Origin of the sequence: Candidatus Manganitrophus noduliformans (assembly GCF_012184425.1) — a bacterium.
Taxonomy (GTDB): domain Bacteria; phylum Nitrospirota; class Nitrospiria; order SBBL01; family Manganitrophaceae; genus Manganitrophus; species Manganitrophus noduliformans.
This window is the reverse complement of sequence record NZ_VTOW01000002.1, coordinates 955,037-978,316: the sequence shown is the minus strand read 5'-3', so window position 1 is coordinate 978,316 and position 23,280 is coordinate 955,037. Positions and strand designations below refer to the sequence as shown.

The following is a 23,280-nucleotide window of genomic DNA, read 5'->3' as shown; positions in this document are numbered from 1 at the left end:
CGTAAGGGTCGCCATTGTTAAATATTAAAATCATTCCGAATCGCTGCCGGCAATTCCTTCCTATATTACCTTATTCCGCTTCTTCCGCCACCCCGCCGGTCTTCGCCAGATCCTCCGGCTTGATCTTCTCCGGATTAAACTTCGCCAGCGCCTTGCTCATCCGCTCAAGCGTCTCATTGAAGGAGAGCGGCTCGGCATCCTTGGGTCGAAAGCGGATCGGGTTGATTCTTGCGACAATGAAGCTGCGCAGATAAGGGCTGGTCAGTCCACGTGCTTTTAAAAGCTCTACCCGGCTGCTGACGGTTTCATCCAATCGAAGCAGGGCGTCGGCCCGTTCTTGACGGAGCGCCGTCGCATCGCCGATCGGCTTCTTGATAAAGGTGTCGACGCGCCGCAGGATCGGGTGATACGCTCCGCCGGAGAAACGGGGGCGCGCTTCGTAGCAGAAGCCGAGGGTGATCAGGGCCGCTTCTTCAAATTCAAGCTGATAGGTTTCTTCCATGGCGTCGCCCAGGCCGGCCAATTCCCGGTACATCCGGACCACTTCCAGCGCCCGCTCGCGAAGGTTGTGCGCCTTCTCGGTATTCAGCGCCAGGATTTGATAGGCGACCGATGCTTCGGGCGCGACGATCGCGATGATGCTTTTGGCGCCGAGGGTCCGCATCGCCGAGAGCCGGTGATGGCCGTTGGGGGTCCAGTATTTCGCGATGCCCTCCTTGTCGATCCGAACGGTGATGATCGGGTCGAGGAAGCGGCCGATCTTACCGATCACCCGCTCCAGCTTGAGGACATGCGTTTCGGAGAGATTGCGTTGATAGGGGGTCGGCGATACTTTGTCGATCGGAAGCGCCGCCATCACCAGCCAATGACCGCCGTAAGGCTCCCGGTAGATCGACAAGACCTTCCCGCCGTCGGCTTCGATCTGCTGATGGAGATCGATCACATTTCCCGGCGGTCGCGCGGCCAGCAGCTCGGTCGCCTCCAGCCCCACCGCCACCCCCGCCGGCTTCCGCCGTTTTCGGACGGCGCCCGGCGCGCGCGGCTTCTTCGGCTTTTTCTCCGGCATGAGAGATCCCTCAGGAGGGTAACGCAATATCATAGCCCAAGCCGGCGACAAAAGGGAAGCCCCCGAAGCCTTCGTTCAGGGGTGAGTTTAAATCTGTAGCAGCCGGGGGATTTTTATCCGGATTTCCTTGTTTGACTCTCTCTCCCTTTTTAGATACCATGAGATTACAATTAGTGGAGCAATCCCAATGAAAAAGGAAGAGCTTTTGTCCAGGATCACTGTCGACCCAAAGATATTGGTCGGTAAGCCGACGATTCGGGGGCTGCGCATCAGCGTAGAACAGATCATTAAAGCCTTGGCCAACAATGTTTCTGCGAAGGAACTTCTGGAAGAGTACCCGGAACTCGAACCGGAGGATATCCAGGCGGTACTGCTTTACGCTGCGGAACTTATCTCCGAAGAGCGTGTCTTCCAACTAAAATGACATGAAAGCAGCCCTCAAATTCCTCGTCGATGTCGGGGTTGGAAAGAATGTGGAGGGGTGGCTCCGGTCGCAAGGTTTCGATACGACTGCGCTGAGGGACATCGATCCTCGGATGGCCGATCAGGATGCTCAAAAGCTTGCCTCTACGGAGGGAAGAATCGTCATTACAATGGACAAAGATTTTGGAGAACTGGTTTATCGACTACAACAGAAGCATGTGGGAGTCCTTCTTCTGAGAATGAACGATGCGCATAAGGATGAAAAGCTCACCGCAATAAAAAGTATCCTTTCCCAATATGGCGACCAGCTGAACAATAGCTTCAGCACCTTCCGAAACGGCAAGCTCCGGATCAGAAAGTAAGATACTAAACAAGCCCTTCACTTCGCTCCATCTTTAAAAACACGACCCTCCTACGCTGCCGCGTGCGGTTATACTCCTGTGAGTTCAGGAAGACAGCCGTAATCATCTATCGCATCAGCAGGGGAAGGATCAACTGCCGGGAATTCCCCGCCGGATGATTGAATTCAGGCGGAGGTTTTCCAATCTTCATCGTAATCAGTGGGCCAACCGCCCCAAGGTTTGGTCAATTCCCCCACCGTCCATTGAACGCTCCCGGGCCCGTGAGCCGGAGAGAATATTTTTCTTCTTCAATTTCAAGCGTCTCGATTCTTATCTTCAATTTCCCCTACGCTGGCATCCCTATTGCTACATGCCTGTCATGTGGTTGAAAGATCACATCGTCCCGGAGCGGAATCCGGCGCTTAACTTCACAACTTAAACGTCAAATGAAAAAGGAGGGTCCCATGTTGAATCTATATCTTGTTTTCGGTTCGTTTGCCTTCGCTTATGTGATCGGTTGTGTGCTCCTGGTGAATAATGTCGCCGCGGTCATGCAATCAGCCAACGTCCTTCCTCCCGGCATTATCGTGAAAATGGAAATGCCGGACCCGGTCCGGACAGAGTTTCAACATCTGGAGCAAGGCGTGCCGGTCCGCGGCGCCACGCTTCGGGCGCCGGAGTGGAAGAAATCAGAGACGCATCGGGCGCGCTGATGGTTTCGGCAGTTCAATTGACATGGAACGGAGAACTTACCGCTCGTCTTCATTTATTCATTTAAATGCCTCATCCCCCTCCGCCCCCGGGCGCGGCTTCCATTCCAAAGAGTAATATTCGCCGCGGTCGCGCCCCCACGGATCGAACGCGTTGACCACATGCGCCAACTCCGGCGCCAGCTCCGGCGTGGCCCGCAGCAGCACCCGCTTGAGCGGGGAGACCTCCACCAGGTGGCCGTTCGGCGTCCCCTTCTCAATCACCTTGCCGTCCGGTCCGTTGTTCGTCACCCACTCGACGCCGAGATGGGTGTAGAACTCGGGGCGGAAGCTGGAGGTGAAGAAGCGGTCGCTGAAGAGACGCCGGGAGGCGTTGAGGATGAAGACCTGGAATTGGGTCTCCGAGATCGCGAAGCCGTGCGGGCGGGTGAATTCCGAGAGCCAGCCGACGACGGTATCGACATCTTCGATGTTGTCGACCAGGCTCCCGTCGGGATGTCCGAGGCAGTCGGTGATCGGTGTGCCGTCGTCGTTGACCTGAGCGGAGGTGATGACCTTCGACGCATCGCAAATGTGCTGGCCGTAGACCTCGCGCAGCAGTCCCACCAGTCGTCTTTGTTCGACCTCCTCCGGTGAATCTTTCGGAAGGCGCGGATCGATGAAGTCGTCGAAACGGGTCAACTGCTTCAAGCCGTATTGCCGGCGGAACTCATTGAAGCGGGGGACCCCCCGCTCGCGGTCGCGGATCAGATCGAGCGCCGGCACGTCGAGCGTGTTCGTCGCCGTCTGAAGGCGCGGCATCGGGAGGTTCTGGAGGAACTGCGGCTGGTTCTGGAGGGTGAGGAGACCCAGGCGTTGCCGCCCCATCGAAAGGGCCCAGTTGGCGAGGCCGCGGCTCTCCATCGCCGCCGTTGCTTTTCCGCGGAAAGTTTCGATCACCGGAATCTTGTTTCGGATGACATTCGGATCTCCGGCCTCGCGGAATTCGATCAGGTCGGGGACCAAGGCATGCAGCCGGTAGACGGTGACGAACTCCTCCGGGAAGTTGAAGGGGGAGCCGAAGTGGTTGATCCCGCCGTTGACATGGTCGGGGTTCGCGACATTCCAGGTGTCGGTCTTCTTCGGATCGAACTTGGCGAGGATTGCGTCATCCGAATAGACCCGGCTTCCGAGACCGAAGATCCCCGGGCCGGAGGCGAAGACCGAATACCACTGTCCCGCTTTCCGGGCGTTTTCCGAGGCGCCGAAGTTGTCGACCACGATCTTCTCCAACGCCCGGGAGACGAGGTTGTCGCCGTGGATCAGCCCGCTCCAGTTGGAGTTCATTCCGAGGAAGAGCGGCTCATCGTAGAGGAGCTGCGGGGTCCATTCGATCGTGTGGATTTTGGCGATCTCCGCCGAAACGACCAGCCGCGCCGCCTCGAAGAGCTCGTCGTCGGTGACTTCCTTGTTGCGGATCACCGTATCGGGCCGCGCGGGGTTGCGAAGGCCGGAGTCGGCCTCCGGCATCTCCGCCGCCTGCGTCCGGAAGGCGTCGACGAAGAGGTTGTGCTCGCGGGCGAAAAGGTTGTGGTAGAAGCTCATGCCGATCGACCAGTTGTCGGGAAACGCGGTCGCTTCCTGGCCCGACCAGGCGGGATGGATCGGATCGCCGGGCGAAAACGGGGGGAGGTAGCCGGTTTTCTCGCCGGCCGCCTCCCGCTGCGGGATCGAAACCAACAAGAGCTTGGCCCGATCGGCCGGATCGCGCTTCACCCGGCGGCGCGACCTCTCGTCATAGCCGTAGATCTGAGAGGCATCCCACCAGGCGGTGACGTTGTTGTTCGTCGTCTTGTAGGCGCGAGTGAGAACGCGCTTGCCCTTGTGGATGAAGGTCGCGGGATCGCTTTCGTCGGCGGTGAGCGACTTTTCCATCCGATCATCCGGACGGCAGCCGAGCTTCGTAGCCTCTTCCGGTGTGATCGGCTGCTCCACATTGGCCACCTTCTGCGTCGCACAGCCGACCGCCATCATCTCCGGCCCGTTCTCTCCCTCTTCCAGGTGGGAGAACCAATCGTGCGTCATGAACTGAATCCAAAACGCCGCCAGAACGTTGAAGAAGGGGGCCTTCTTGTAGTCGCAGTTCGCTTCGGGCGAGTCGCCGGGGAGCCCCTGCCCTTCTCGGCATTTCTCCGGCTGCGACTGCGGGCGGGTGAAAAGCTTCCGGCTGATCACCTGCGGATCGGGGGTGAGCAGACCGATCCGATCGCCGTGACGGTTCCGGGCCAGTTCGTCTTTACCAAGGTCGGGGAAGGTCGCCTCGAATTGAACGTTTCGGGCGAAGGGCATCTGTGTCGATCCCATCGCCGGGTTTTTGAGATCGTTGCAGATCCCGGTCGGCGTGCGATATCGGATCAATTCCCCCCGGCAGAGCTGCGGGCCGTCCCCCCCGACGGCGGCGTAGTTAGGATGCCTGTTCTGCAGACGCATCGTGTCCCAGACCTTCAATGCCGCACCGGGAATGCCGTCGCGTCCCTGGACATAATCGGGATAGGTCCCGCTGTTGTCGAAGAGATTGAATTTGACCAGCTCCACCCGCTGATATTCCAGATCGAGGAGGGCGCCGTCGATCCCGCGACCGTTCGGATCGAGATGCCGATTGGTCCTGTCGGAGCCGGGGACGCGGCTGCTCAGATCGCCGGTGGCCCAGTAGTTTGACCAATCGAGCCAGGGAGCGCTCCTAAAAGCGGCGGCTTTTTCTCCGCCGCGGCAGCGGGCGGTCGCTTCCTGGACCTTTCCGAGGAACCGCTCGGTCCGCTCGCCCGCGACGGGACGGAACCCGCTCGCCGCCATCTTCGCGCAGCTGTCGAGATCGCGCTGCCCCTCCAGCCGTTTCTTCGCCCCGGCGCATCCGCCCATCACGATGAGGATCAACAATAATGCACAGACCGCTCTTCTCATTCTCCCCTCCTTGGTCGAAGCCGAGATGTCTCTTCCGTCTGCTTGTTCAATGCCGCCTGGTATATCACGCAATGAGATTCAATTCAATAAAAAACAGGGAGAGTCCCCGTGGGCTTGGGCGCGGGCCGATCCCTCCGGAATGTATGCCGGGCGGAACGCTCGGCTCCGGAGGAATGCCAGGGTCCCCGAGAGGGTCCCTTGCTTCCCAAAGCCCACGGGGAGGGGATGCGGCAGCAGATGGGACGGTCTCGACGGCGCAAGAAGAGGCCGAAGGAACGGCTGCCGCAGGCTTTGTATTCATCTCTCATTGGGACTTTGCAACAGAGATGCCGCAGCGGTTTATCTTTCCGCAGGGAGACTTTTACTGGAAAGACAAAGGATTTGTGAGTAGAGGAAAGAATGAAGTTTAATTTTAAGAAGAAGCTGAGAAGTTTTTCGGATACACCCGATTAAAAAGAATACACTTTATTGAACACGCACGCGCGTCGCATTCCTCGCAGCTTGCTGCGAAGGTTAGACGCGAGAATACAAATAGAGTCTTTCCATCCTATCGGGTCGAAGATTCCCCGCAGCTTGCTGCGGGGAGCTTCAATGAGGTCGGGGTTTGTCGTAGGGGCGCACCGATGTGTGCGCCCGTCTTTTTCTTTTTCGGTTGAAAGACAGGGCGGACACTCAGGTCCGCCCCTACCGATCAATTGATTCCTCGGACGACTTTCTTTTCGAAGGGAGATCCTTTTTTAGTACGGCCCTGTGCTCGGATGGTCACGCTTTGAGGCGGCGGATCGGTCAGGGTGAAGGAGAGCTCAAGCACCTGTTCCCCTCCGGCCGGGAGCGTTCCCTGCCAGTGGGGATCGCCTGCCGTGAGCTTCAGACCCTTTGAGGCTTCGACGGTCAGGTGGGTCAAATCGAGATCGGCCCGGCCGAGGAGGGTGACGGTGAGGACCCATCCTCCCCCCGGCGCCGGCACACCGTCAAACAAGATTTCCAGAGAGATCGGCTCCTCGGCCGAGGTGAAGGAAGGAATGAGGAGGGTCCACAGGAGAATGCTTATCCGGAGGCTTCGTTGACGACTCATGCCGGTTTTCACAAGACCTCTCTCATCGCAACGGCCAGATCGCACATCGCCCGCTCGCCGTCGCCGATATTCAGGTGAGTTGGTCTTGATGATAAAGGATCTCTGCTGTCGATTCCAAGAAGAATTTAGGCCGATCGATTTATCGGAGAAGAACTTGAACGATCAGAAAGTAGATCAGAATGCTCAGGACATCCTGAAGAATGGTGGCGGTGGGGCCGGCGCCGAAGGCGGGATCTTTTCCGAGGCGGGAGAGGAGCCAGGGTAAAAAGAGGCCGACGGTTGTCGCAATCGTCCCGGCGGTGATGATGGCCAGACCGACGGCGAGGGCAAGGGGAAAATCGCCGAAGGCGAGCCAAATGGCCGGAACGCTGAAACCGGCCAGCGAAAGCCCGATCAAGAAACCGGTTCGTAATTCGCTGCCGAGGAGATGTCGGAGGGAGAGGTGGCTGAGGGAGAGGCCTCGAACGGCGACCGCTTCGGTTTGGGTTCCGATGGCGTCGGCCAGGTAAACAATTCCCGGAACGAAAAACGAAACGGCGACCCGGGCCGAAAGAAGCCCCTCGAATCGCGACATGATGAACGTGGCGATGAAGCTCCCGATCAGTCCGACCAGAAGCCAAGGGAGCCGATCACGGGTCCGGCGGATCGGGGGGGGCCTCCATCGCGTTTCGGGCGCTTGCCGTTTCTCGGCGGATCCCGGCGAGACGATGGAGATTTTCGACATGCTCCCGCCGGAGAATCTGAAGCAGCGCCTGCGCCGGGACCACCCCCAAGAGCCGCCGGTCCGGTCCGACCACCGGAACCGCCGTCAGGTTGTGCCTCACGGCCAACCCGACGACCCGCTCCTGATCGACATCGGCGTGGACCGCCGGCGGAGGGGGGGCCATCACCTCCCGCAGCCGGCGGTGTCGTCGCGTTGCAAACAGGACGGAGAGGGGAAGAAAGCCTTGGAGACGCTCCTTTTCATCGACGATGTAGACTGCTTCCAAGGCGTCGAACCCCTTCTCGGGGAGCCGCGCGATAACCGCCCCGACCTCTTCTTCGATCTGCGCGGTCGGGATGCGGGTGACGAGGTGTTGCTCCGCCGTCTCTGTGTGATGATTCTGTCGGGGCCGCATGGCCTTTTCCTCCGTTCGATTTCATCATGCCGATCGGAAGGCTCAATTCAAGGGAAGAGATCATGATCAAACCTCCTCCGGAGGATCTCCCCCGCCTCGTTGGTGACGATCAGATCGTCGCCGTCCCAGGCGATCGCCTCGGCTTGACCAAAAAAGAAGAAGATGCTCCGGCGTTTGCCGGCGAGATAACGATCCCCGTCTTTCGGTTTTTCGAAGAGATGGATGGAGTTGTAGGTGAGAACGGAGAGGCGAGATCCGTCGGGGGCGAGGTCCGCGGCGGTGACCAGGCCGTCGATCTCGGTTTTGCCGGCAAAGGTGACGATCTGCTCGCGCTCCGGACGCGACAGGTCGAGCCGATAAAGGAACGTCTCGTCGGCGCCCCGTTCTTTGGTGAGGATGTAAATGGCGCCGTCGGCGAAGAAGCAGGCTTCGGCGTCGGGAGAGCGAAGGCCGGGGTAGCGGAAGGGGAAACGGGCGGCGACATTGACGGTTCGAACGCGCCTTGGATCGACCTCCGGCACCCGATAGACGACGAGATCGGTCCGGCGGTTCCGGTTGTTTCCGATGTCGCAGAGATAGAGGAACCCGACATCGTCGATCGCGATGTCCTCCCAGTCGACGTTCCGTGTGTTCGGAACTTCGACGGCGCCGATCGACCGGCCCTCCCGGGTGACGGCGAAGAGCCGCGGGCGGTCCCCCGAATCGTTATGCGTCCAGAAGACGCCGTCGAGACGGCGGCTCTTCACCAAGCCGGACGATTCGTTGATGGCGGGCTCTTCGAACCGGGCGTCGGGTGTCTCAAAAAGGGTGGCGCGGCCGATCGAAGCCGATCCGGCCAGGAGAACGAAGAGGGCAATGAACCGGACGGCGCGGAAAGCGAGGCGGCTCATCCTTACTTCTTGAAGACCTTCCGAAACCCGCTCAGAAATCCCTTCGGTTCCTGGGCCTGGAGGAGAATTTCGAGCTCGCCGTTATCAAAGAAAACACCTGAGCAGTTGCTGCAGCGATCGATCTTGATCCCGAGATGCTCCACCTCCTGGAGGTCAGAGCCGCACTTGGGGCATTTCATCCAGTGGGTGTTTTTTCGGGCCAGGGCCTCCTCCTCGGCCCGGTGAGAATCGCGCTCCTTCCGCATCTTTTCGATCAGCTCTTGGTTCTTCTTGAAGAAATATTCTTCTTCCTGGTTGTAACCTTGCTTTCTCATATCCAGTTCCATATGCCTCTTCCTTTCTCTGCGAAGATCCGGATTTAAACGGTTAGAGGGAAACGCCGGCCTGTTTGAATCGCTGATCGGTTTTCGCTTGCTTCATCCCGATGGGATGATAACCGAATCGAGGCCCGGATTTCAACGGGGGCCCGGCGCGAAGAGCGATTCGAAATTCTGCGGCTTAGGACAATACGACCAGCCGCTGATCGTCCTGATTCCAGCGCCAGGCCGATTCGCTCCCATGAAGATGAACCCCCCCGAGCCGGCGGTCGATCCCGTTCAGCCCGATCGAATCGGCGTCGCCGGCGAGGACGGCCCGGCCGCTGCCGGTGATCTCAAACATCCGTTCCGTCGTGAGGAGCGGCGAGGGGCCTACGGTGAGCCGCTTGAGCGCGGTGTAGAAGATCAAGTCGGTCATCCAGAAGACCTTCTCGCGGCGGTTGACCTCCCGGAAGATTCGATCGGGCCGGTTCTCCCCGGAGGCGATCACCTCGAGCGCCCACTGCTCGGTCAGGTTCAATCCATTCTTCCGTGAGGGAAACTCTTGGAGATGACGGAGCAGGGCGTCATGGAGGAAGGGGAGGGGGGCGGTGCCGTCGCGAAGGAGCCGCTCGATCCCGGTCGGGTCGGGGGAGCAGAAAGCGCTCCAGGCGCGGCGGGCGAGATCGAGCTCCGCCGCAGTCACCTCGTGCTCGGTTCCGAAGAGCCGGGTTAATTCTTCGCCGCTTAAGTGGCCGAGATGTTTTCCGATGCAGATTAAGAAGAGTTTCGTCTTGCCGAGTTTTTGCCGGGAGAACCAGTCGAGCAGGTAGATGAGATTGATCTGGCAGAAGAGGTCGTGCTCGAACCAGAGGAGCACCCGGTCATGTTCGCGGAAGCGTTCAAGGTTTTGATCCTGTTCGGCGAGAAACGGGAGTGCTTTATCGAAAGGAAGGTAGCCGTTTTCCGCGGCGAACCGCGCGCGGAGTGTTCGCCATTCCTCTTGCGGCAGACCGGCCGGAGTCGGTCCCTGACAGAGCGGATCGGCCCACCGGATGAATTCGCCGGGGAGGCCCGCTTCCTTCAGTTTCGGAAGGATATCCTCGCCGGGCCGGATGTGAAGCATGCTATACCTCTGTTATATATTGTGTGGTCTGCCTGACGGCGAATGCTGCTGAACATTAGAATATCCGAGACGCGTTGTCAAACCCAATAGGAGTAGCTGCAATGGCTAATATTCTTCTCTTATATGATATGACCGAAAGAGATTTTGCAAGGGATTTGAAAGACCTTTTAGAGGAATTAAACATTGGTAAGGTCAAGAGGATTCCAGTGTCTACGAATAAGGGTCTGACACTCGAAGAAAAGGAGAAACAGTGTTTCGATGAAGCAGATGGAGCGCTTTTCCTAATAACGCCTGGCTCAAAACGTCTTGACGACATCTATCCGTCTCCTAGTGTAAATCACGAGATGGGTCAAGCGAAACAAAAGTTTGCAGGGATGTCTCAGAATGTCATCTACCTCGTCGATGGAGAATGTAACCTTCCCGTCATTGATCAAAAGGCAAGAATAGTTTTTAACCGCAAGGATATCCGTTCAGTTGTTGTTGCTTTGACCCAGGTCATTCAAGATTTGAAAGCGGCCGGTTTGTTTCGAACCGCACCGATACCGACAGAGATTAAGCCTGAGCCAAGAACGATAACGTTGGAGGAAATAGCCAAGCGTCTTAATGGAGAAAGAGAGGGAGTGTTGCTGGAGATAAGTAATCGTCTTGACGGGCGTATCAGCGATACTGACCTAAATAAATTTTTAATCGAAAAATTGAAGTTTGATATGAGATCTGTAAATTTTATAAAACAAGATCTGGAGTCTCTTGGTTTTTTGCTTCACTTAAAATCTTTATTCGACAGAGATATACTCTGCAAAAGAGTGGGATTCGGGAATCGGTAGTTTGTCTTCCAGTAGACCCCGCACGTGCATTTCGATCGCCTCATGCATGTTCTTTTCCGCAGCTTCACGAGTAGGCCCTGTGGCGACGCAGCCTGGAAGATCAGGTGAATAAGCGGAGTAATTATCGTTCGCTTTCTCAATGACCACAAGGAAACGGTACACCTTACTTTCCCTCCTTTAATCGCGCCTGCTTCAAAACGCTGTTTAATGTTCCGGGTGCCAAATCGTCACCCGGATGGCCGGCGATCGTAACCCGACCAGGCTTCGTTGGATGTTTATACTGCCGATAGCTCCCTTTTGTAGCGACCAGATACCAACCATCTTTTTCAATCAGCTTTATGATATCACGTACCTTCATGCCAGTCTATCTCTTCACTGACCAATTAGGAGGTGATGATACTTCAGTCCCTTAACAGGGTCGCGTTGTTTGGAAGGATATCGTCGTCGGGCCGGATGTGGAGCATCGGATTACTCCGACGGCTGCTGAAGCGCTTCCATCACCCTTCGAAGAAGATCGTCGGGGCGGTAGGGCTTCGGGAGGAAGAGGACGTTCGTGAAGTCGAAGGAGTGATCGGTCCGGTGGCCGCTCGACATGATGACCTTCAGCTTCGGGTCTATTTGACGAAGTTGACGGAGGACCTCTCCCCCCGATCGATGAGGCATCATCACATCGAGAATGACTAGGTCGATCGTTTCTTTCTCTTTGGAGAAGATCTCGATCACCTCCCTGCCGTCCCCCGCCGTCAGGACCTGATAGCCTTTCTGCTCCAGAATGGCTTTTCCCAGATCGCGAATCGCCTCTTCGTCGTCCACGAAAAGGATCGTTTTTCCGCCGCCCGTGGCCGGTTTTTCGGATGAGGGAGCAATCGATGAAATCGGGGCCTGCTTTGTCCGAGGAAAATAAACCGAGAACCGGGTCCCTTCGTCTCTCGCGCTCTCCAATTCGATCCAGCCTTGATGCGCGGCGACGATTCCGTAGACCGCCGACAGCCCCAACCCGGTCCCCCGCCCGACCTTCTTGGTGGTGAAGAAGGGCTCGAAGATCCGGTGGCGAATCTCCTCATCGATTCCGATGCCGTTGTCGGAGATGGAGAGCCGGACATGGTCGCCGCTTTTGGCGTTGGGGTGCGCTTGGCAATGCGCGTCATCGACGATCATATTTTCGACGCGAATCAGAATCCGCGGCTCCCAGTCGGGCGGCGCGGAAGCGTCCGCATTTTTTTCGATCCGCTCCAGCAGGGCATCGCGCGCGTTGACGCAAAGATTCATCATCAGTTGGTTCATCTCCCCCGCATCGGCCAATACGGGCCAGAGATCGTCGGCGACGTCTATCTCCATCCGGATCCGCCGGTCGATCGCCTGCCGGAGAAGACGCGCCACCTCTTTGACTTCCGTCCCGAGATCTTGCGGCCGCCGGTCGATCGGACTTCGCCGGCTGAACGAGAGGAGTTGTTTGGTGAGCGAGGCCGCCCGCCAGGCGGCCTGTTCGGCCGTATTTACGAGGCCGTGCAATTCGCCCCCGGGAGGAAGCTGATCGAGAACGAGATCGAGGCTTCCCGTGATCGCCGTCAGGAGATTGTTGAATTCGTGGGCGACCCCGCCGGTGAGCTGGCCGACCGCTTCCAGCTTATGGGCGTGCCGGAGCTGCTCTTCGAGCTGTTTCCGTTCGGTGATGTCGTTTAACGTGCCGAAGAGTCCGGTCAAAGCGCCTTTGGGGTCCCGGGCGGTCTGAAGGTAGGCTTCGATCCACCGAACCCCTCCCTCCTTCGTCCGGTAGCGGGTCTCATACCGGGCCGACTCTTTTTTCCCCGTCGTCAGCGAGTGGAGGTGCTCCTCATTTTTTCGCTTGTCGGGAGGGTGAACGTATTTCCAGAAAGGGGCGCCGAGGCTGGCATCGACCGAAAAGCCGGTCATCGTTTCCCAGGCGGGGTTGAGAAATTGAAAGCAGCCGTGGATGTCGGCCTGAAAAATGACTTCCTTTACATTTTCCACGACCGAACGGTACTGCTCCTCCGATCGGCGCAGATTCCGATAGAGAATCAGGTTATCGAGCGCGTCGGCGATTTTTCGGGAAAGGTCTTTGAAGAGCCGCTTCTCGTTCGGGCACCAGACGCGCGGATGGGAGCATTGGTGCAGACCGAGCATCCACGGTTTGCCGAGCTTGGGCCGAAGGGCGGTGGAGATATGGGACTGGATGGAAAAATCTTTTTGCCACGCCGGGTTTCCCGGGATCGGCCGGTCCGGCCCGTAGGTCACCGGTACCGCCTGTTCGAGAGAGGCGCGGCAGATTTCTTGGGCCACCGGATCGAAAGGGATCTCCACGTTCTTGGCAAACGCGCCGGGATATTCCGGAACGGTGCTCTCGACCGGGACGCGCCAGGTGGGGGCGTCCGGATCGCACGGATATAAAAGCCATGCGCGGTCCGCCTTGAAGATCTGGCGGATCCGCTCGATGACCCGGGTGATCATCTCTTCCACGTCGTTCGTCTGCTCGATGATTTCGGAGATCTGCTGCATCGCCGAGATGTAGGCCAATGTGGCCCGCCGGGTTTCCTCCAGCCGCTTGCGCTCCAGGGCGGCGGAGATGATCTCCCCCACCATCTTCAAGAGGCGGATGTCCGCTTCGGCCCACCTCTTTTCGGCGCGGATCGAGTCGAAGCCGATAAACCCGACCAAGACGCCGCCATAGGTGACCGGGACCGAAAGAACCGAGCGGACGCCGTCTTGCTCGAGAATCGATTTTTCGGCCGCGGCTTCGGGAGGAAGGTCGGCGACGCAGGGGATATGGATGCTTTCAAAACGGCGGAGTTGGTCCATCCACCAAGGAAAGACGTCGACCGAGAGTCCTTTGACATTGTCGATGATCGAGGCGATTCCTTCGGCGCACCACTCGTGGGTGTTCTCGATCTTGGTCCCCTGATCGGTAAAAAGGTAGAGGTAGCTGCGGTCGTCCCCGGCGAACTCGCCGATCGTTTTGAGGGCCCAGTTGATCCCGTGGTCGGTTTCTTCCGGGGGAAGGTTAATGAAGTAGGTGGAGATGGCCGTAATCTGTTTTTCAATGCCGATTCGATGTTGAAGCGCCTCTTCCGGCTTGAATCGATCGGTCATTGAATGGCCCTTGGAGAGTTGTCTAAAAGAATGGCGCAATCATAACATGACTTTTTTGTTTGATCCACCCTGGATATACCTACTGATATCTAAGCGCCTCGGCCGGATCAAGGTTCGACGCCTTAAAGGCCGGGTAGAGGCCGAAGGTGATTCCGACCGCCATGGCGAAGAAGAAGCCGAGGAAGACGGCGCTCGGCAGAAGCACGGCGTTCCACCCGGTGATGGCGCGGCTGGCGAGCCAGCCGAAACCGAGGCCGAGGCTGGCGCCGAGCACGATTCCAACAATCCCTCCGATCGTGCTGATGGCGACCGACTCGATCAAAAATTGTGTCAGGATCGCCCGGCGGCTCGCCCCGACCGCCTTGCGCAGTCCGATCTCGCCGGTCCGCTCCGTCACCGTCACCAGCATGATGTTCATGATTCCGATCCCGCCGACCAGGAGCGAGAGGGCGGCGGTGCCCCCCAAGATCACGCGGAAGGTAAAGATAATCAGCTCGGTGTTTCGGACCAGCTCGTCCTGGCTTCGAATTACGAAGTCCTCGACCCCGTCGTGCCGCTGCAGGAGGATCGACTTGATCATCGCGTCGGCCTTCTTCATATTCTGCCGCTCGTCCACCTTCACGATGAAGGAGTTGAGCTCATCGTTTCCTTTAAAGAGCTTCATCGCCGTTGTCGCCGGGATCAGGACCGTCTCGTCGTAATTGATCCCATGCAGGCTCCCTTTCTCCGCAAGGATGCCGACGACGATAAAGCGATGATCGCCGATTTTGACGTCCTGGCCGAGCGGGTCGGCGCTCCCGAAGAGCTCTTTTACGATCTCGGTCCCGAGCACCGTCACCTTTTTGAATTCGGCGCTGTCCTCCGCGGCGAGGAACCGGCCCCGATCGACGTCGTAGTTTCGTATCTCCCGGTAGGTCTCGAGGACCCCTTCGACCATGCCGCTGTAATCGCGGTCGCCGTATTTAAGGTGGGATTGGAAGTTGATGACCGGCGTGACCTGCTCGGCGTAGGGAACCATCGCTTTGACCTGCTCGATGTCGCCGTAACGGAGCCCTTTGGAGCGGCCCGGGAATTGGCGGAGCTCCTCTTCATTCAACTTCTTGGGACGGATCGAGAGGAGGTTGGTCCCCATTTTTTCGATCATCTCGACAGTCATTTTCTGGCCCCCTTCGACGATCGACGACATGGCGATCACCGCCGCGACGCCGATGATCACCCCCAGCATCGTCAGGCCGGAGCGGAGCTTATTGGTCGAGAGATTCTTGAAGGCATCGGTAAAGATTTCGAAGAAATTCATCGGAATGATCCTTCTTTGTAGGGGCGACCCACCGGGTCGCCCTCGTTTCGCGAACGGATCCGGGCGAGGCGTCTCCTCGCCCTACGAATTCCGTTTCACATCATCCACGATCCGGCCGTCTTTTAATACGATGGTCCGCTCGGCCGAATCGGCCAGCTCTTTGTCGTGCGTCACCATGATAATGGTGTGGCCGTCCCGGTGGAGCTGGCGGAGAAGATCGACGATCTCGTGGCCCGATTTCGAGTCGAGGTTCCCGGTCGGCTCGTCGGCCAGAATGATGTCGGGGCGGTTGACCAGCGCCCGCGCGATCGCCACCCGCTGCTGCTGTCCGCCGGAGAGCTGGTTCGGCCGGTGGTGAATCCGGTCGGCCAGGCCGACTTTGGCCAGCGCTTCTTTCGCCCGGGCCGTCCGTTCTTCTTGCGGAAGACCTGCATAAAAGAGGGGGAGCGCCACGTTCGCCAGGGCGCTCTGGCGGCCTAAAAGATGAAACGTCTGAAAGACGAAGCCGATTTTCCGGTTGCGCACCCGGGCGAGGTCGGGATCGGAAAGATGCTGGGTCTCTTCTCCCTTTAGAAGGTAGGTTCCCGAGGTCGGGCGGGAAAGGCAACCGAGGATATCGAGCAGGGTCGTTTTCCCGCTCCCGGAAGGCCCGATGATCGAAATAAAATCTCCGCTGTCGATCGTAAAGCTGATCCCATCGAGGGCCCGTACCGCGACCTCTCCCATTTGGTAGGTTTTGGTGACCTCTTTCACTTGGATCAGCATGGTTCGGTGCCGGCTAGAAAGTGTGGTGCCGAAGTTAGAATAACAAAAGGAGGATAAAAATTCAATTTTGATCGATGTGGCGTGTCCAATCCGGTCGTTGACGCTTAATCACTTTAAGGTATACTTAATCGGGTAAAGAAAGATGCAATTATTCCGTACAGGAATTTTATAAAAAACGCTCAGATCTCCCGGAAAGGGGTGCTTTGTGCAACACTTCGATCGCATATTGTCCGTGGTTTTAACCGCAGGGTTTCTACTCGCCGGCTGCGGCGGGGGCGGCGGAAGTTCCGACGCGTCTCCGACATCCCCGGAAACGACCACCCTGCGCGGCGTCATTTTGGAGACGGCGGGGACCGATCAGACCAAGGTGGCGGAGAGCGCCACGATTACCGCGGAGGTGGTGACCGCGGAAAAGCCCGGACTGGCGAAGACCGACATCCTGACGGCCCAGACAAACTCGGATGGAAGTTTTGAAATCCCGGAGGTTCCCGTCGGGGCGACCGTCACGCTGACGATGAGCAAGGAAGGTTATACCTCCACGACGAAAGAGATCGCCGTTTCAGGCCTGACGTATGCCGGCGCTTCTCTCCAGCGGAAGGACGAAACGTCTGTGATCCTTACCGCCTCCGGAGGGACCTTGACGACCGACGGCTCGGAGTTAGTGGTCCCGGCCGGCGCTTTAAATGAAGATGTCCCGGAGGTCACGATCACTTCTTATCATACCGCCCAAAATCTTCCGGTTCCGCTCCCCGACGGCGCCACCCCGCTGGCCGGGGCGGATCTGAGCGCGTCGACCGAAGTGGTCTTTAACGCCGGGTTCGGCGCCGCTCTGATGACCCAGCCCCCTTCAAATCTCACTGCCGATGATCTTCAAGACGCCGATATCCGGCTTTTTGAATTCACCGCACTCGGCTGGCAAGAGCGTCCGGGGAAGGGGGTCTTGCTGACCGCGGGACCGTATGCCGGTTCCCTCGGGCCGGATCCAAATGATCCCGCGAGCCTCTCCGGCCTTTTTCCCGCCGTTTATGCCCGGATGGGGATCCTCCCAGGATCGGTGAGTGGAACGGTCCGTAATACCGCCGGCACACCGCTTCCCGGCGTCTACGTTTTTGGGGGAGGGGATCTGGCGATTACGGACAGTAATGGAAACTATCAGTTGCAAAGGGTCTCGATTCTGAAAGAAACGGGAGAGAATATCCCTCTGATCGCTGCGACGTCCGGCTTTTTAGCGGGCGCTCAGGTGGCGACGCTTGCGCCGGGAGGGACGGCCGCTGTTGATTTCACGCTGACCAGCCTGATCCAAATTCCAACGATCGGCTCAAACTCGGAAGGCTTTTCTATCGGGACGATCCGACTCACTTTTACCACGCCGCTATCGAATCTCATTCCGATTGAGGGGGAGATCGTTCGAAATAATGTTACTCTCGGAACCTTTTTGCTCGACCCGGGCGAGTCGGTTTTTATTATCTACATCACGGACGGAAGTTTTTCGACGGTGTATGCGCTGGATATCCTCGTCTTGTCAGGAGCGGTCGATTTTGACATACAGGGCCAGGCCAGCACGTTGAATGCCGGCCAGGACCAGCTTTTTATCCTGTAACGTTCAGGCGTTTCTCCCACCTTTATGCCCGTTCCTTGGAATTCCGTTTTGGCAGGATAACTTGATCCCCCTCCTTCAAGCCTTCGGTGATTGTGATGACACTCTCATTCCGAAGGCCGAGGACGATGGGGCGGAGCTGATCCTCGCCGGAGGGGAGGCGCAGGGTGACCGCACTCTTCCCGTCGTTCTGGTTCAGCGCGATCAGGGGAAGGTAGAGGACATCTTTGGCGACATCGGTAATGATGTCGATGTTGGCGGTCATCGACGGTTTCAATCGCTGGTCGGAGTTGTCCAATTCGATCGTGACCTCGTAGGTGACGATGTTGTTGTTTTTCTCCCCCTTCGGAGAGATTTTGACGACGCGTCCCTGGTAGATCTGGTTGGGGACGGCGTCGAGGCGGATTTCGGCCGACTGGCCGGCTTTCACCTGGCCGATATTCACTTCGTTGATCTTGGTTTTCACCCACATCTTCGAGAGATCGGCGATCTTCATCAGCGTCGTCCCCCCCGAAAAACCGGAGGTCCCGGAAGAGACGATCTCGCCGACCGAAACGCTCAGCTCCAGGACCGTCCCGGAGAGAGGAGCGTGGATGGTGAAGTCGTCCGGTTCATCGCTCGTCAAGTCCCGTTGAAGATATTTCTCATAAAGCGCTTTGTTCCCGCTGAGGGTGAGGAGAAGCTGGCGTTTGGAGAGATCGTACCTGATCTGCGCGTTGTCACGCAATTTCTGGGCGCTCTCCAGCTCCTTTCGGGCGACGAACCCCTTCTCGAAGAGCTCCTTCATCCGGTTGTATTCCCGCTCGGCCTCTTCGAGGTTGAGCCGTTCCTGCTCGATCGTCGCCCGCGCCTCGGCGACCCGCCGTGCCTGAGTTGATTCCTGCTGGATCCTCGCCAGCGGCTGCCCCGCCTCGACGGTATCACCGGAACGGACGAAGAGTTTTTTCACCTCGCCGGCCTGCTCCGACTTGATTTCGACGATGTTGGTCGGCTCCAACGACCCGGTCTCGGTCGCCTTGGCGACGACATCTCCCCGCTTGACGACGACGATCTCCTCGTCGGCCGCCGCGTGCCGTCCCTTGCCGCGGAAGGTCGCGATCCCGGCGATCAATACAAAGATGACCAGGGTGAGGGTGATCGTTTTTTTTCTCATCGCTTCTCTCCCGCGGCCGAGACCGTCTCGATGTTAAAGCGCTCCAATAAGAGGCCGGTGACCCGGTCGAGATTGATCAGCGCTTTATTATAATCGGTGATCGCCCGGATCTCCCTTCCCCGCGCATCGGCAAGCTCCGTTTGAAACTCCAGCAGATCATGGCTGCTGATCAGGCCGAGAGCGGCCCGTTCGTTTCCGGCCGAGAGCTGCCGCTCGGCGAGGATCCGGGCGCGCCGGTTCGATTCGATCCGGCGGTAGTCGGTCTCGACCCGCCGCAGACCCTCCTTCGTTTCGAGGGTGATTTGTTGAACCGTCCTCTCCTTGAAGAGGGCCGCCTGGTTCCATTCCGATTTTGCCCGTTGAACGTTGGCCCGCGCCGAGCGATTGCCGAGAGGAAAGCTCAAGACCACGCCGGCTTCCCAATGGTAGAAGTCGCCCGATTCGATCTGGTCGAGCTCGGCGTCGTAACTCCCGCCGATTCCGTTCAGGCCGACGCTTCCGACCAGATCGAACGAGGGATAGAGCTGGTTCTCGGCGATTCGAATCGAGAGGGCGCGGTTGCGCAACTCCATCTGATGCTGCGCGATCTCCGGCCGCTCCCTCAGCGCCGTCGCCAAGAGCGCCGACTCCTCGAATTCTTTGCGCGTGTCGGTCGGTGTCTCCGTCGGAAGAAGAGGGGGCGGGTCGCTGATCGGTTGTTCCGGAAGGTTAAGGAGCCGGCGAAGCAGATCTTCCGTGTCCTGGATTGCCTTTTCGGCCACCACGACTCCTTCGACCCGGGAGGCGACCCCCGCCTCGGCGACCAAAATCTCGATCGGTGCCAGGAGTCCCAACTGAACCTTGTTTCGGTTGAGCTCCAAGAGCTGTTCGGCGGCCAGAAGGAGTTGCTGCTGCACCTTCAAATTCTCCCGTTGGAAGATCAGGTCCCAATAGACGTCGCTGATCTCCAGGATGATTGCCATCAATTGGGATCGGAAGACCGATTGCGAGATCTGCAATTGAGTCCGAGCGATCCGTAGGGGGCCCTGCGTGATTTCACGTCCGAATCCGCGCAGAAGCGGCTGGGTAAAGGTGAGAACCGGCTCTCCACGAAACGTCGGATTGATCTGCTGGAGGGTGGCGCTGGAGCGGGCCTGTGAAAAGGTGACGTCGTAATCTCCCCCCCAGCCGAAGCGGTGATTCAGCCCGAGACTCAGCCGCTGGTTTTCCTGTTCGAGTTGGTCGGTCCGAATAAAGCCGGTCTCGATGACCGAGGTGCTCTCCCGGACCGTCTTGTCGGCGCGGGCGTCGAGGTGAAGAATCGGATCGAATTGGCCGCGCTCGAAGAGAACGGCCGATTCCTGAAGGCGGATATTTTCCCGTTCCACTCTAAGATCAACGTTGTTTTCAAGCGCAATGCCGACCGCCTCTGCGAGCGAGAGCGGACGGGGCGGGATTTCCGCCGCTTCGAGAGAGGCCGTCTGGAAAAAGGGGGAGAAAAGCAAGGCGAAAGAGAGCATGACCACGATCCTGGAAGGGAAGTTCGGCATAAGTGGATCTTAAGATAACAAATGCAGGATGAAAATTCAACGAGCGAAGGAGGATGTGCTCATTTGAAATTTTTGATGGCGTAGGGGCGACCCGTTGGGTCGCCCTTCTTTTGCGGACAGGGCGAGTCGCCGCCTCGCCCCTACACGTCACGGCGTCGTATTCGGAAGAGAAGGCTTTATCTCCGGAGGGCTCTTTCGGAGAACTGGTCGTCTTGCAGGCCGATGTTGATCTTCACGTCGCTCACCTCGACGAAAGTCTTTCTGGAAGATTCCGCGTTGACGACCTGAGAGCCCTTCCATACATATGATTTATCCACCTGTTGCCAGTCGATCCATTGCGTCTTCAGCAGGGTTCCATCGTCGGAAAAGTAATCGACCTTTCGAAGGGTTCCCTCGTTTTTGGAGAGGTGGAGAATCTTTTTCCCATAGAGATGGTGATCCTTGAGCTTGCTCTCAACCACGTAACAGGGCTCGCCGCGGACTTCGCTTTCGGGAAGAAGTTGGTGCGCATCCCATTCGACAGGACGCTGGTGCATGTCTTCAAAAAGAAGATCGGAATCGGGCTCGTTGTCGTGTTTGTGCCGTCCCGGTTGAAGACGCCGGACCTGGCGCAGTTCCGGGAGATAGAGCCAGAGGTCGGCCTGGTTTTCTTGGGCCCGTTCCCAGAGAAGGAACTTGATCCCTTTGTCGCTGACCGGCGATTCAGTGACGAGGAGCGTCTTGCTGTGGAGATTCTCCTGGCCGGCGTAATTCTTCCAGTAGAGCCGAAAGATTGTTTTCTTCTCGGTTCCGTCGGTATCGACGATCCGGAAGGTCACCTGCGAGGTCTGATCCTTGATCCCATACATCCGCTTGTGAGCCGCCTTGAGGATCGCTTCGGCGGTGGGTCCTTGTTTGGGTGGGGCCTCCTGAGCGGTCAGGAGCGGGGTGGGGAGGAGCAAGAGAGAAAAAAAGAGGAAAAATCTTCCGATAACGGTTTGCATCGTCATAAAGCGGCTTCCTTTCTCCGCCGGAAAGAGGGGAGAAGCGTTCGTTTCCGGCAGCCGAAGAGGAAGCGTATCAAAAACCCTGTAATCCGTCAAATCGCCTTCCATGATTCTCCTAGGTAATTGGGATGGGTCGGCGCTTTTCCTTTTTTCTCCGTGGTCGATCCCGAGCGATCGCTCGAATCGCCCTTCTCAATTTCTATCGAAGGAGGTTGACATGGAGGGCTTTTTCTCATTATGATCAAAAAATCCTTTTTGATTAAAACGGGAGCCTCTCCGTGGCCGATATGTCGGACAAACGAAAATCAAATCAGATCGCTTTTATTCTCTCCGGGATTCACCCGGGGCTGGGGCAGTTTTACAATGAGGATTGGGGGAAGGGGATCGCCTTCTTCGTTTCATTTTTCTTCTTGAACGGTTTGCTTCTCCCCGAAAGTTATCTTGATATTTTGCGGATGAAAGTGCCGATGAGCTGGAATCTCTTCGTGCGACTCCTCCTGCTCGGCGCCTTCTGGGCAGTTTCCATTTATGATGCGGATCGATCCGCAAAGAGAAGGAACGCCGCCCTCTCCGCCCCGTCCCGGACTTAGTCTTTCTCACCCCCGAGCACTGCCGATCCGAGGCTTCTTTCTTTTTCTCCCACTCCATTCAGAGGCAATTTCCGTCTGCAGGTGGCAAGTTGAGATTTCATCTGGTAAACTGAGGCGATGATGAAGAAGCTCTTATCGGGATGGCTTGGATTTTTTCCGTTAAGAGGGTTTTTTGACCGGCGCCTGCCAGGTTCATCGTTTTCCGGGAAAATGCGATACAACGTTTCTGAAATACAACTTGCCAGCGGAATGAAGAGAAGATTATAATTAGTCACAAGAATCGGTGTGCCAAAGGAGTCGCCCCGGTGGATCAATTGCAAAGGCTTCAGGGAAAACAGGTCGAAGTCGTTTATCAAGGGATCGTTTATAGGGGGACATTGGTCGGCGCAAGCGAAAGTGAAGTCTATCTTCAAACGCTGAACGACTGGGTCACCCTGCCGATGGAAGATGTCACCGACGTTCGAGAGGCGAGCGGAAATGGAGCGTGAGAGCGAAGGACCGAAGATTCCTGAAGTAAAAGAGGTTTTCCACGGCGGTCCCATCGGAAACGGGATGGCTCCTCCGATGCAGGAGGAGAGCTGGGCCGCGGCAGGGGAAGAGGAAAAGACCCGGTTTGCCGTTCCTGCTATCCTCTTTCTCATCACCATTTTTACCACCCTTCTGGCGGGAAGCTACCAGGAGGGGGGAGAGCCCTTTCGCCGTCCCGCCGACCTGGTAAAGGGGATTCCCTTCTCGTTCACGTTGATGTCGATCCTTTTTGTTCATGAGATGGGTCACTACGTGACGTCAAAGTATTACGGGGTCAAAACGACCCTCCCCTATTTTATTCCGGGTCCCTGGGCGCCCTTCGGCATCGGAACGTTCGGCGCGTTTATCCGGATGAGATCCCCCATTCTCCGAAAGAACGCCCTCCTCGACATCGGCGCCGCCGGGCCGATCGCCGGATTCGTTGTCTCCATCTTCGCCGTGGGGGTGGGGCTTTACTCATCGAAAATTGTGGAGATTCAAGAGGGAAACGCCTTGCTTCGCCTGGGCGATCCGCTGATGTTCACCTTCTTGGCCCATTTCCTCGGGAAGGTTCCTCCGGCCGGTTATGATGTGGCGCTTAGTTCCGTCGCATTTGCCGGATGGTTCGGCTTGTTTGTGACCTCCATGAACCTCCTTCCGATCGGTCAACTCGACGGGGGGCATATCGCTTACGCCCTGCTCGGACGCAAGCAGCGGTTCCTCTCGATCGGGATGGTGGTGACCCTGATTATCCTGGGGGTGATCGGATGGCCAGGCTGGTATATCTGGGCGATCTTAATCTCGTTCCTGGGGCTTCACCATCCGCCGACGATCGACGAAGATGTGCCGCTCGATTTGAAGCATCAATTGATCGGGTGGGGATCGATCGTTCTCTTCATCGTGACCTTCATGCCGGTTCCGTTCAAGATCTAGACGATT

At 57.6% G+C, this 23,280-nt stretch carries 24 protein-coding genes; 8 read left to right on the top strand and 16 right to left on the bottom strand.

Annotation, left to right across the window (positions count from 1 at the left end; genetic code table 11):
• Positions 1–70: 70 nt before the first annotated feature.
• A complete protein-coding gene (locus MNODULE_RS13785) occupies positions 71–1,066 on the bottom strand; it encodes a ParB N-terminal domain-containing protein (protein ID WP_168060739.1) in 996 nt (331 codons plus the stop codon).
• A gap of 187 nt (positions 1,067–1,253) precedes the next feature.
• Here MNODULE_RS13785 and MNODULE_RS13780 point away from each other — a divergent pair, with 187 nt between their 5' ends.
• The 3 genes from MNODULE_RS13780 to MNODULE_RS13770 all read left to right on the top strand — a co-directional run bounded on the left by MNODULE_RS13780 (position 1,254) and on the right by MNODULE_RS13770 (position 2,543).
• Positions 1,254–1,490, top strand: coding sequence for a DUF433 domain-containing protein (locus MNODULE_RS13780; protein WP_168060736.1), 237 nt, complete (start codon positions 1,254–1,256; stop codon positions 1,488–1,490).
• A gap of 1 nt (position 1,491) precedes the next feature.
• On the top strand, positions 1,492–1,851 hold the full coding sequence (locus tag MNODULE_RS13775) for a DUF5615 family PIN-like protein (RefSeq protein WP_168060734.1): 360 nt from the start codon (positions 1,492–1,494) through the stop codon (positions 1,849–1,851).
• 443 nt (positions 1,852–2,294) lie between these two features.
• Complete coding sequence (locus MNODULE_RS13770) at positions 2,295–2,543, top strand: hypothetical protein (RefSeq protein WP_168060732.1); 249 nt, start codon at positions 2,295–2,297, stop codon at positions 2,541–2,543.
• 57 nt (positions 2,544–2,600) lie between these two features.
• Here MNODULE_RS13770 and MNODULE_RS13765 read toward each other — a convergent pair whose 3' ends face one another.
• The 7 genes from MNODULE_RS13765 to MNODULE_RS13735 all read right to left on the bottom strand — a co-directional run bounded on the left by MNODULE_RS13765 (position 2,601) and on the right by MNODULE_RS13735 (position 9,985).
• Complete coding sequence (locus tag MNODULE_RS13765; protein ID WP_202882214.1) at positions 2,601–5,480, bottom strand: peroxidase family protein; 2,880 nt, start codon at positions 5,478–5,480, stop codon at positions 2,601–2,603.
• Between the two features lie 691 nt (positions 5,481–6,171).
• Positions 6,172–6,555 (bottom strand): hypothetical protein, encoded by a 384-nt coding sequence (locus tag MNODULE_RS13760; RefSeq protein WP_168060730.1) that lies wholly within the window; start codon positions 6,553–6,555, stop codon positions 6,172–6,174.
• Between the two features lie 139 nt (positions 6,556–6,694).
• Positions 6,695–7,279, bottom strand: coding sequence for a magnesium transporter (locus MNODULE_RS13755; RefSeq protein ID WP_168060729.1), 585 nt, complete (start codon positions 7,277–7,279; stop codon positions 6,695–6,697).
• Positions 7,185–7,673, bottom strand: a complete 489-nt coding sequence (locus MNODULE_RS13750) for a CBS domain-containing protein (RefSeq protein WP_168060727.1) — start codon at positions 7,671–7,673, stop codon at positions 7,185–7,187. Before MNODULE_RS13750 ends, MNODULE_RS13755 begins: the two co-directional genes overlap by 95 nt.
• A gap of 47 nt (positions 7,674–7,720) precedes the next feature.
• A complete protein-coding gene (locus MNODULE_RS13745) occupies positions 7,721–8,563 on the bottom strand; it encodes a hypothetical protein (RefSeq protein ID WP_168060725.1) in 843 nt (280 codons plus the stop codon).
• Positions 8,564–8,565: 2 nt separating this feature from the next.
• Positions 8,566–8,889 (bottom strand): TFIIB-type zinc ribbon-containing protein, encoded by a 324-nt coding sequence (locus tag MNODULE_RS13740; RefSeq protein WP_168060723.1) that lies wholly within the window; start codon positions 8,887–8,889, stop codon positions 8,566–8,568.
• Positions 8,890–9,061: 172 nt separating this feature from the next.
• Positions 9,062–9,985, bottom strand: coding sequence for a hypothetical protein (locus tag MNODULE_RS13735; protein ID WP_168060721.1), 924 nt, complete (start codon positions 9,983–9,985; stop codon positions 9,062–9,064).
• 101 nt (positions 9,986–10,086) lie between these two features.
• Here MNODULE_RS13735 and MNODULE_RS13730 point away from each other — a divergent pair, with 101 nt between their 5' ends.
• The gene (locus MNODULE_RS13730) at positions 10,087–10,809 is read left to right on the top strand and encodes a hypothetical protein (protein WP_168060719.1); all 723 of its coding nucleotides are present in this window, start codon (positions 10,087–10,089) and stop codon (positions 10,807–10,809) included.
• On the opposite strand, the gene MNODULE_RS25475 is transcribed toward MNODULE_RS13730, so the two are convergent.
• The 5 genes from MNODULE_RS25475 to MNODULE_RS13705 form a co-directional block, all read right to left on the bottom strand.
• Positions 10,759–10,971 (bottom strand): type II toxin-antitoxin system HicB family antitoxin, encoded by a 213-nt coding sequence (locus tag MNODULE_RS25475; protein WP_168060717.1) that lies wholly within the window; start codon positions 10,969–10,971, stop codon positions 10,759–10,761. The two genes, MNODULE_RS13730 and MNODULE_RS25475, sit on opposite strands and share 51 nt — an antisense overlap.
• Before the next feature lies 1 nt (position 10,972).
• A complete protein-coding gene (locus MNODULE_RS13720; protein ID WP_168060715.1) occupies positions 10,973–11,167 on the bottom strand; it encodes a type II toxin-antitoxin system HicA family toxin in 195 nt (64 codons plus the stop codon).
• Positions 11,168–11,277: 110 nt separating this feature from the next.
• Complete coding sequence (locus MNODULE_RS13715) at positions 11,278–13,917, bottom strand: hybrid sensor histidine kinase/response regulator (protein ID WP_168060713.1); 2,640 nt, start codon at positions 13,915–13,917, stop codon at positions 11,278–11,280.
• Positions 13,918–13,996: 79 nt separating this feature from the next.
• Positions 13,997–15,214: an ABC transporter permease gene (locus MNODULE_RS13710; RefSeq protein ID WP_168060711.1), complete on the bottom strand. Its 1,218-nt coding sequence runs from the start codon at positions 15,212–15,214 to the stop codon at positions 13,997–13,999.
• Between the two features lie 81 nt (positions 15,215–15,295).
• Positions 15,296–15,979, bottom strand: coding sequence for an ABC transporter ATP-binding protein (locus MNODULE_RS13705; RefSeq protein WP_272953262.1), 684 nt, complete (start codon positions 15,977–15,979; stop codon positions 15,296–15,298).
• A 205-nt stretch (positions 15,980–16,184) separates the two neighbouring features.
• Here MNODULE_RS13705 and MNODULE_RS13700 point away from each other — a divergent pair, with 205 nt between their 5' ends.
• Positions 16,185–17,579, top strand: coding sequence for a peptidase associated/transthyretin-like domain-containing protein (locus MNODULE_RS13700; protein WP_168060710.1), 1,395 nt, complete (start codon positions 16,185–16,187; stop codon positions 17,577–17,579).
• A gap of 22 nt (positions 17,580–17,601) precedes the next feature.
• Here MNODULE_RS13700 and MNODULE_RS13695 read toward each other — a convergent pair whose 3' ends face one another.
• From MNODULE_RS13695 to MNODULE_RS13685, 3 genes are all read right to left on the bottom strand, one after another.
• Positions 17,602–18,729 carry an efflux RND transporter periplasmic adaptor subunit gene (locus MNODULE_RS13695; RefSeq protein ID WP_168060708.1) on the bottom strand — a complete coding sequence of 376 codons (1,128 nt, stop codon included), beginning with the start codon at positions 18,727–18,729 and terminating at the stop codon, positions 17,602–17,604.
• On the bottom strand, positions 18,726–20,228 hold the full coding sequence (locus MNODULE_RS13690) for a TolC family protein (RefSeq protein WP_168060706.1): 1,503 nt from the start codon (positions 20,226–20,228) through the stop codon (positions 18,726–18,728). Before MNODULE_RS13690 ends, MNODULE_RS13695 begins: the two co-directional genes overlap by 4 nt.
• A gap of 206 nt (positions 20,229–20,434) precedes the next feature.
• Positions 20,435–21,352 (bottom strand): outer membrane lipoprotein-sorting protein, encoded by a 918-nt coding sequence (locus MNODULE_RS13685; protein ID WP_168060704.1) that lies wholly within the window; start codon positions 21,350–21,352, stop codon positions 20,435–20,437.
• Between the two features lie 170 nt (positions 21,353–21,522).
• Here MNODULE_RS13685 and MNODULE_RS13680 point away from each other — a divergent pair, with 170 nt between their 5' ends.
• From MNODULE_RS13680 to MNODULE_RS13670, 3 genes are all read left to right on the top strand, one after another.
• Positions 21,523–21,834, top strand: a complete 312-nt coding sequence (locus MNODULE_RS13680) for a hypothetical protein (RefSeq protein WP_168060702.1) — start codon at positions 21,523–21,525, stop codon at positions 21,832–21,834.
• A gap of 305 nt (positions 21,835–22,139) precedes the next feature.
• Entirely contained in the window at positions 22,140–22,322 is a 183-nt protein-coding gene (locus MNODULE_RS13675) for an LSm family protein (RefSeq protein ID WP_168060700.1), read from the top strand.
• Positions 22,312–23,274, top strand: coding sequence for a site-2 protease family protein (locus MNODULE_RS13670; RefSeq protein ID WP_168060698.1), 963 nt, complete (start codon positions 22,312–22,314; stop codon positions 23,272–23,274). The genes MNODULE_RS13675 and MNODULE_RS13670 overlap by 11 nt, the downstream gene beginning before the upstream one ends.
• The last annotated feature ends 6 nt before the right edge of the window (positions 23,275–23,280 follow it).

Bases quoted from the DNA above. Each gene is read 5' to 3' on its own strand.
- MNODULE_RS13785 (WP_168060739.1), bottom strand. From the start codon at position 1,066: ATGCCGGAGAAAAAGCCGAAGAAGCCGCGCGCGCCGGGCGCCGTCCGA.
- MNODULE_RS13780 (WP_168060736.1), top strand. From the start codon at position 1,254: ATGAAAAAGGAAGAGCTTTTGTCCAGGATCACTGTCGACCCAAAGATA.
- MNODULE_RS13775 (WP_168060734.1), top strand. From the start codon at position 1,492: ATGAAAGCAGCCCTCAAATTCCTCGTCGATGTCGGGGTTGGAAAGAAT.
- MNODULE_RS13770 (WP_168060732.1), top strand. From the start codon at position 2,295: ATGTTGAATCTATATCTTGTTTTCGGTTCGTTTGCCTTCGCTTATGTG.
- MNODULE_RS13765 (WP_202882214.1), bottom strand. From the start codon at position 5,480: ATGAGAAGAGCGGTCTGTGCATTATTGTTGATCCTCATCGTGATGGGC.
- MNODULE_RS13760 (WP_168060730.1), bottom strand. From the start codon at position 6,555: ATGAGTCGTCAACGAAGCCTCCGGATAAGCATTCTCCTGTGGACCCTC.
- MNODULE_RS13755 (WP_168060729.1), bottom strand. From the start codon at position 7,279: ATGTCGAAAATCTCCATCGTCTCGCCGGGATCCGCCGAGAAACGGCAA.
- MNODULE_RS13750 (WP_168060727.1), bottom strand. From the start codon at position 7,673: ATGCGGCCCCGACAGAATCATCACACAGAGACGGCGGAGCAACACCTC.
- MNODULE_RS13745 (WP_168060725.1), bottom strand. From the start codon at position 8,563: ATGAGCCGCCTCGCTTTCCGCGCCGTCCGGTTCATTGCCCTCTTCGTT.
- MNODULE_RS13740 (WP_168060723.1), bottom strand. From the start codon at position 8,889: ATGGAACTGGATATGAGAAAGCAAGGTTACAACCAGGAAGAAGAATAT.
- MNODULE_RS13735 (WP_168060721.1), bottom strand. From the start codon at position 9,985: ATGCTTCACATCCGGCCCGGCGAGGATATCCTTCCGAAACTGAAGGAA.
- MNODULE_RS13730 (WP_168060719.1), top strand. From the start codon at position 10,087: ATGGCTAATATTCTTCTCTTATATGATATGACCGAAAGAGATTTTGCA.
- MNODULE_RS13720 (WP_168060715.1), bottom strand. From the start codon at position 11,167: ATGAAGGTACGTGATATCATAAAGCTGATTGAAAAAGATGGTTGGTAT.
- MNODULE_RS13715 (WP_168060713.1), bottom strand. From the start codon at position 13,917: ATGACCGATCGATTCAAGCCGGAAGAGGCGCTTCAACATCGAATCGGC.
- MNODULE_RS13710 (WP_168060711.1), bottom strand. From the start codon at position 15,214: ATGAATTTCTTCGAAATCTTTACCGATGCCTTCAAGAATCTCTCGACC.
- MNODULE_RS13705 (WP_272953262.1), bottom strand. From the start codon at position 15,979: ATGCTGATCCAAGTGAAAGAGGTCACCAAAACCTACCAAATGGGAGAG.
- MNODULE_RS13695 (WP_168060708.1), bottom strand. From the start codon at position 18,729: ATGAGAAAAAAAACGATCACCCTCACCCTGGTCATCTTTGTATTGATC.
- MNODULE_RS13690 (WP_168060706.1), bottom strand. From the start codon at position 20,228: ATGCTCTCTTTCGCCTTGCTTTTCTCCCCCTTTTTCCAGACGGCCTCT.
- MNODULE_RS13685 (WP_168060704.1), bottom strand. From the start codon at position 21,352: ATGGAAGGCGATTTGACGGATTACAGGGTTTTTGATACGCTTCCTCTT.
- MNODULE_RS13670 (WP_168060698.1), top strand. From the start codon at position 22,312: ATGGAGCGTGAGAGCGAAGGACCGAAGATTCCTGAAGTAAAAGAGGTT.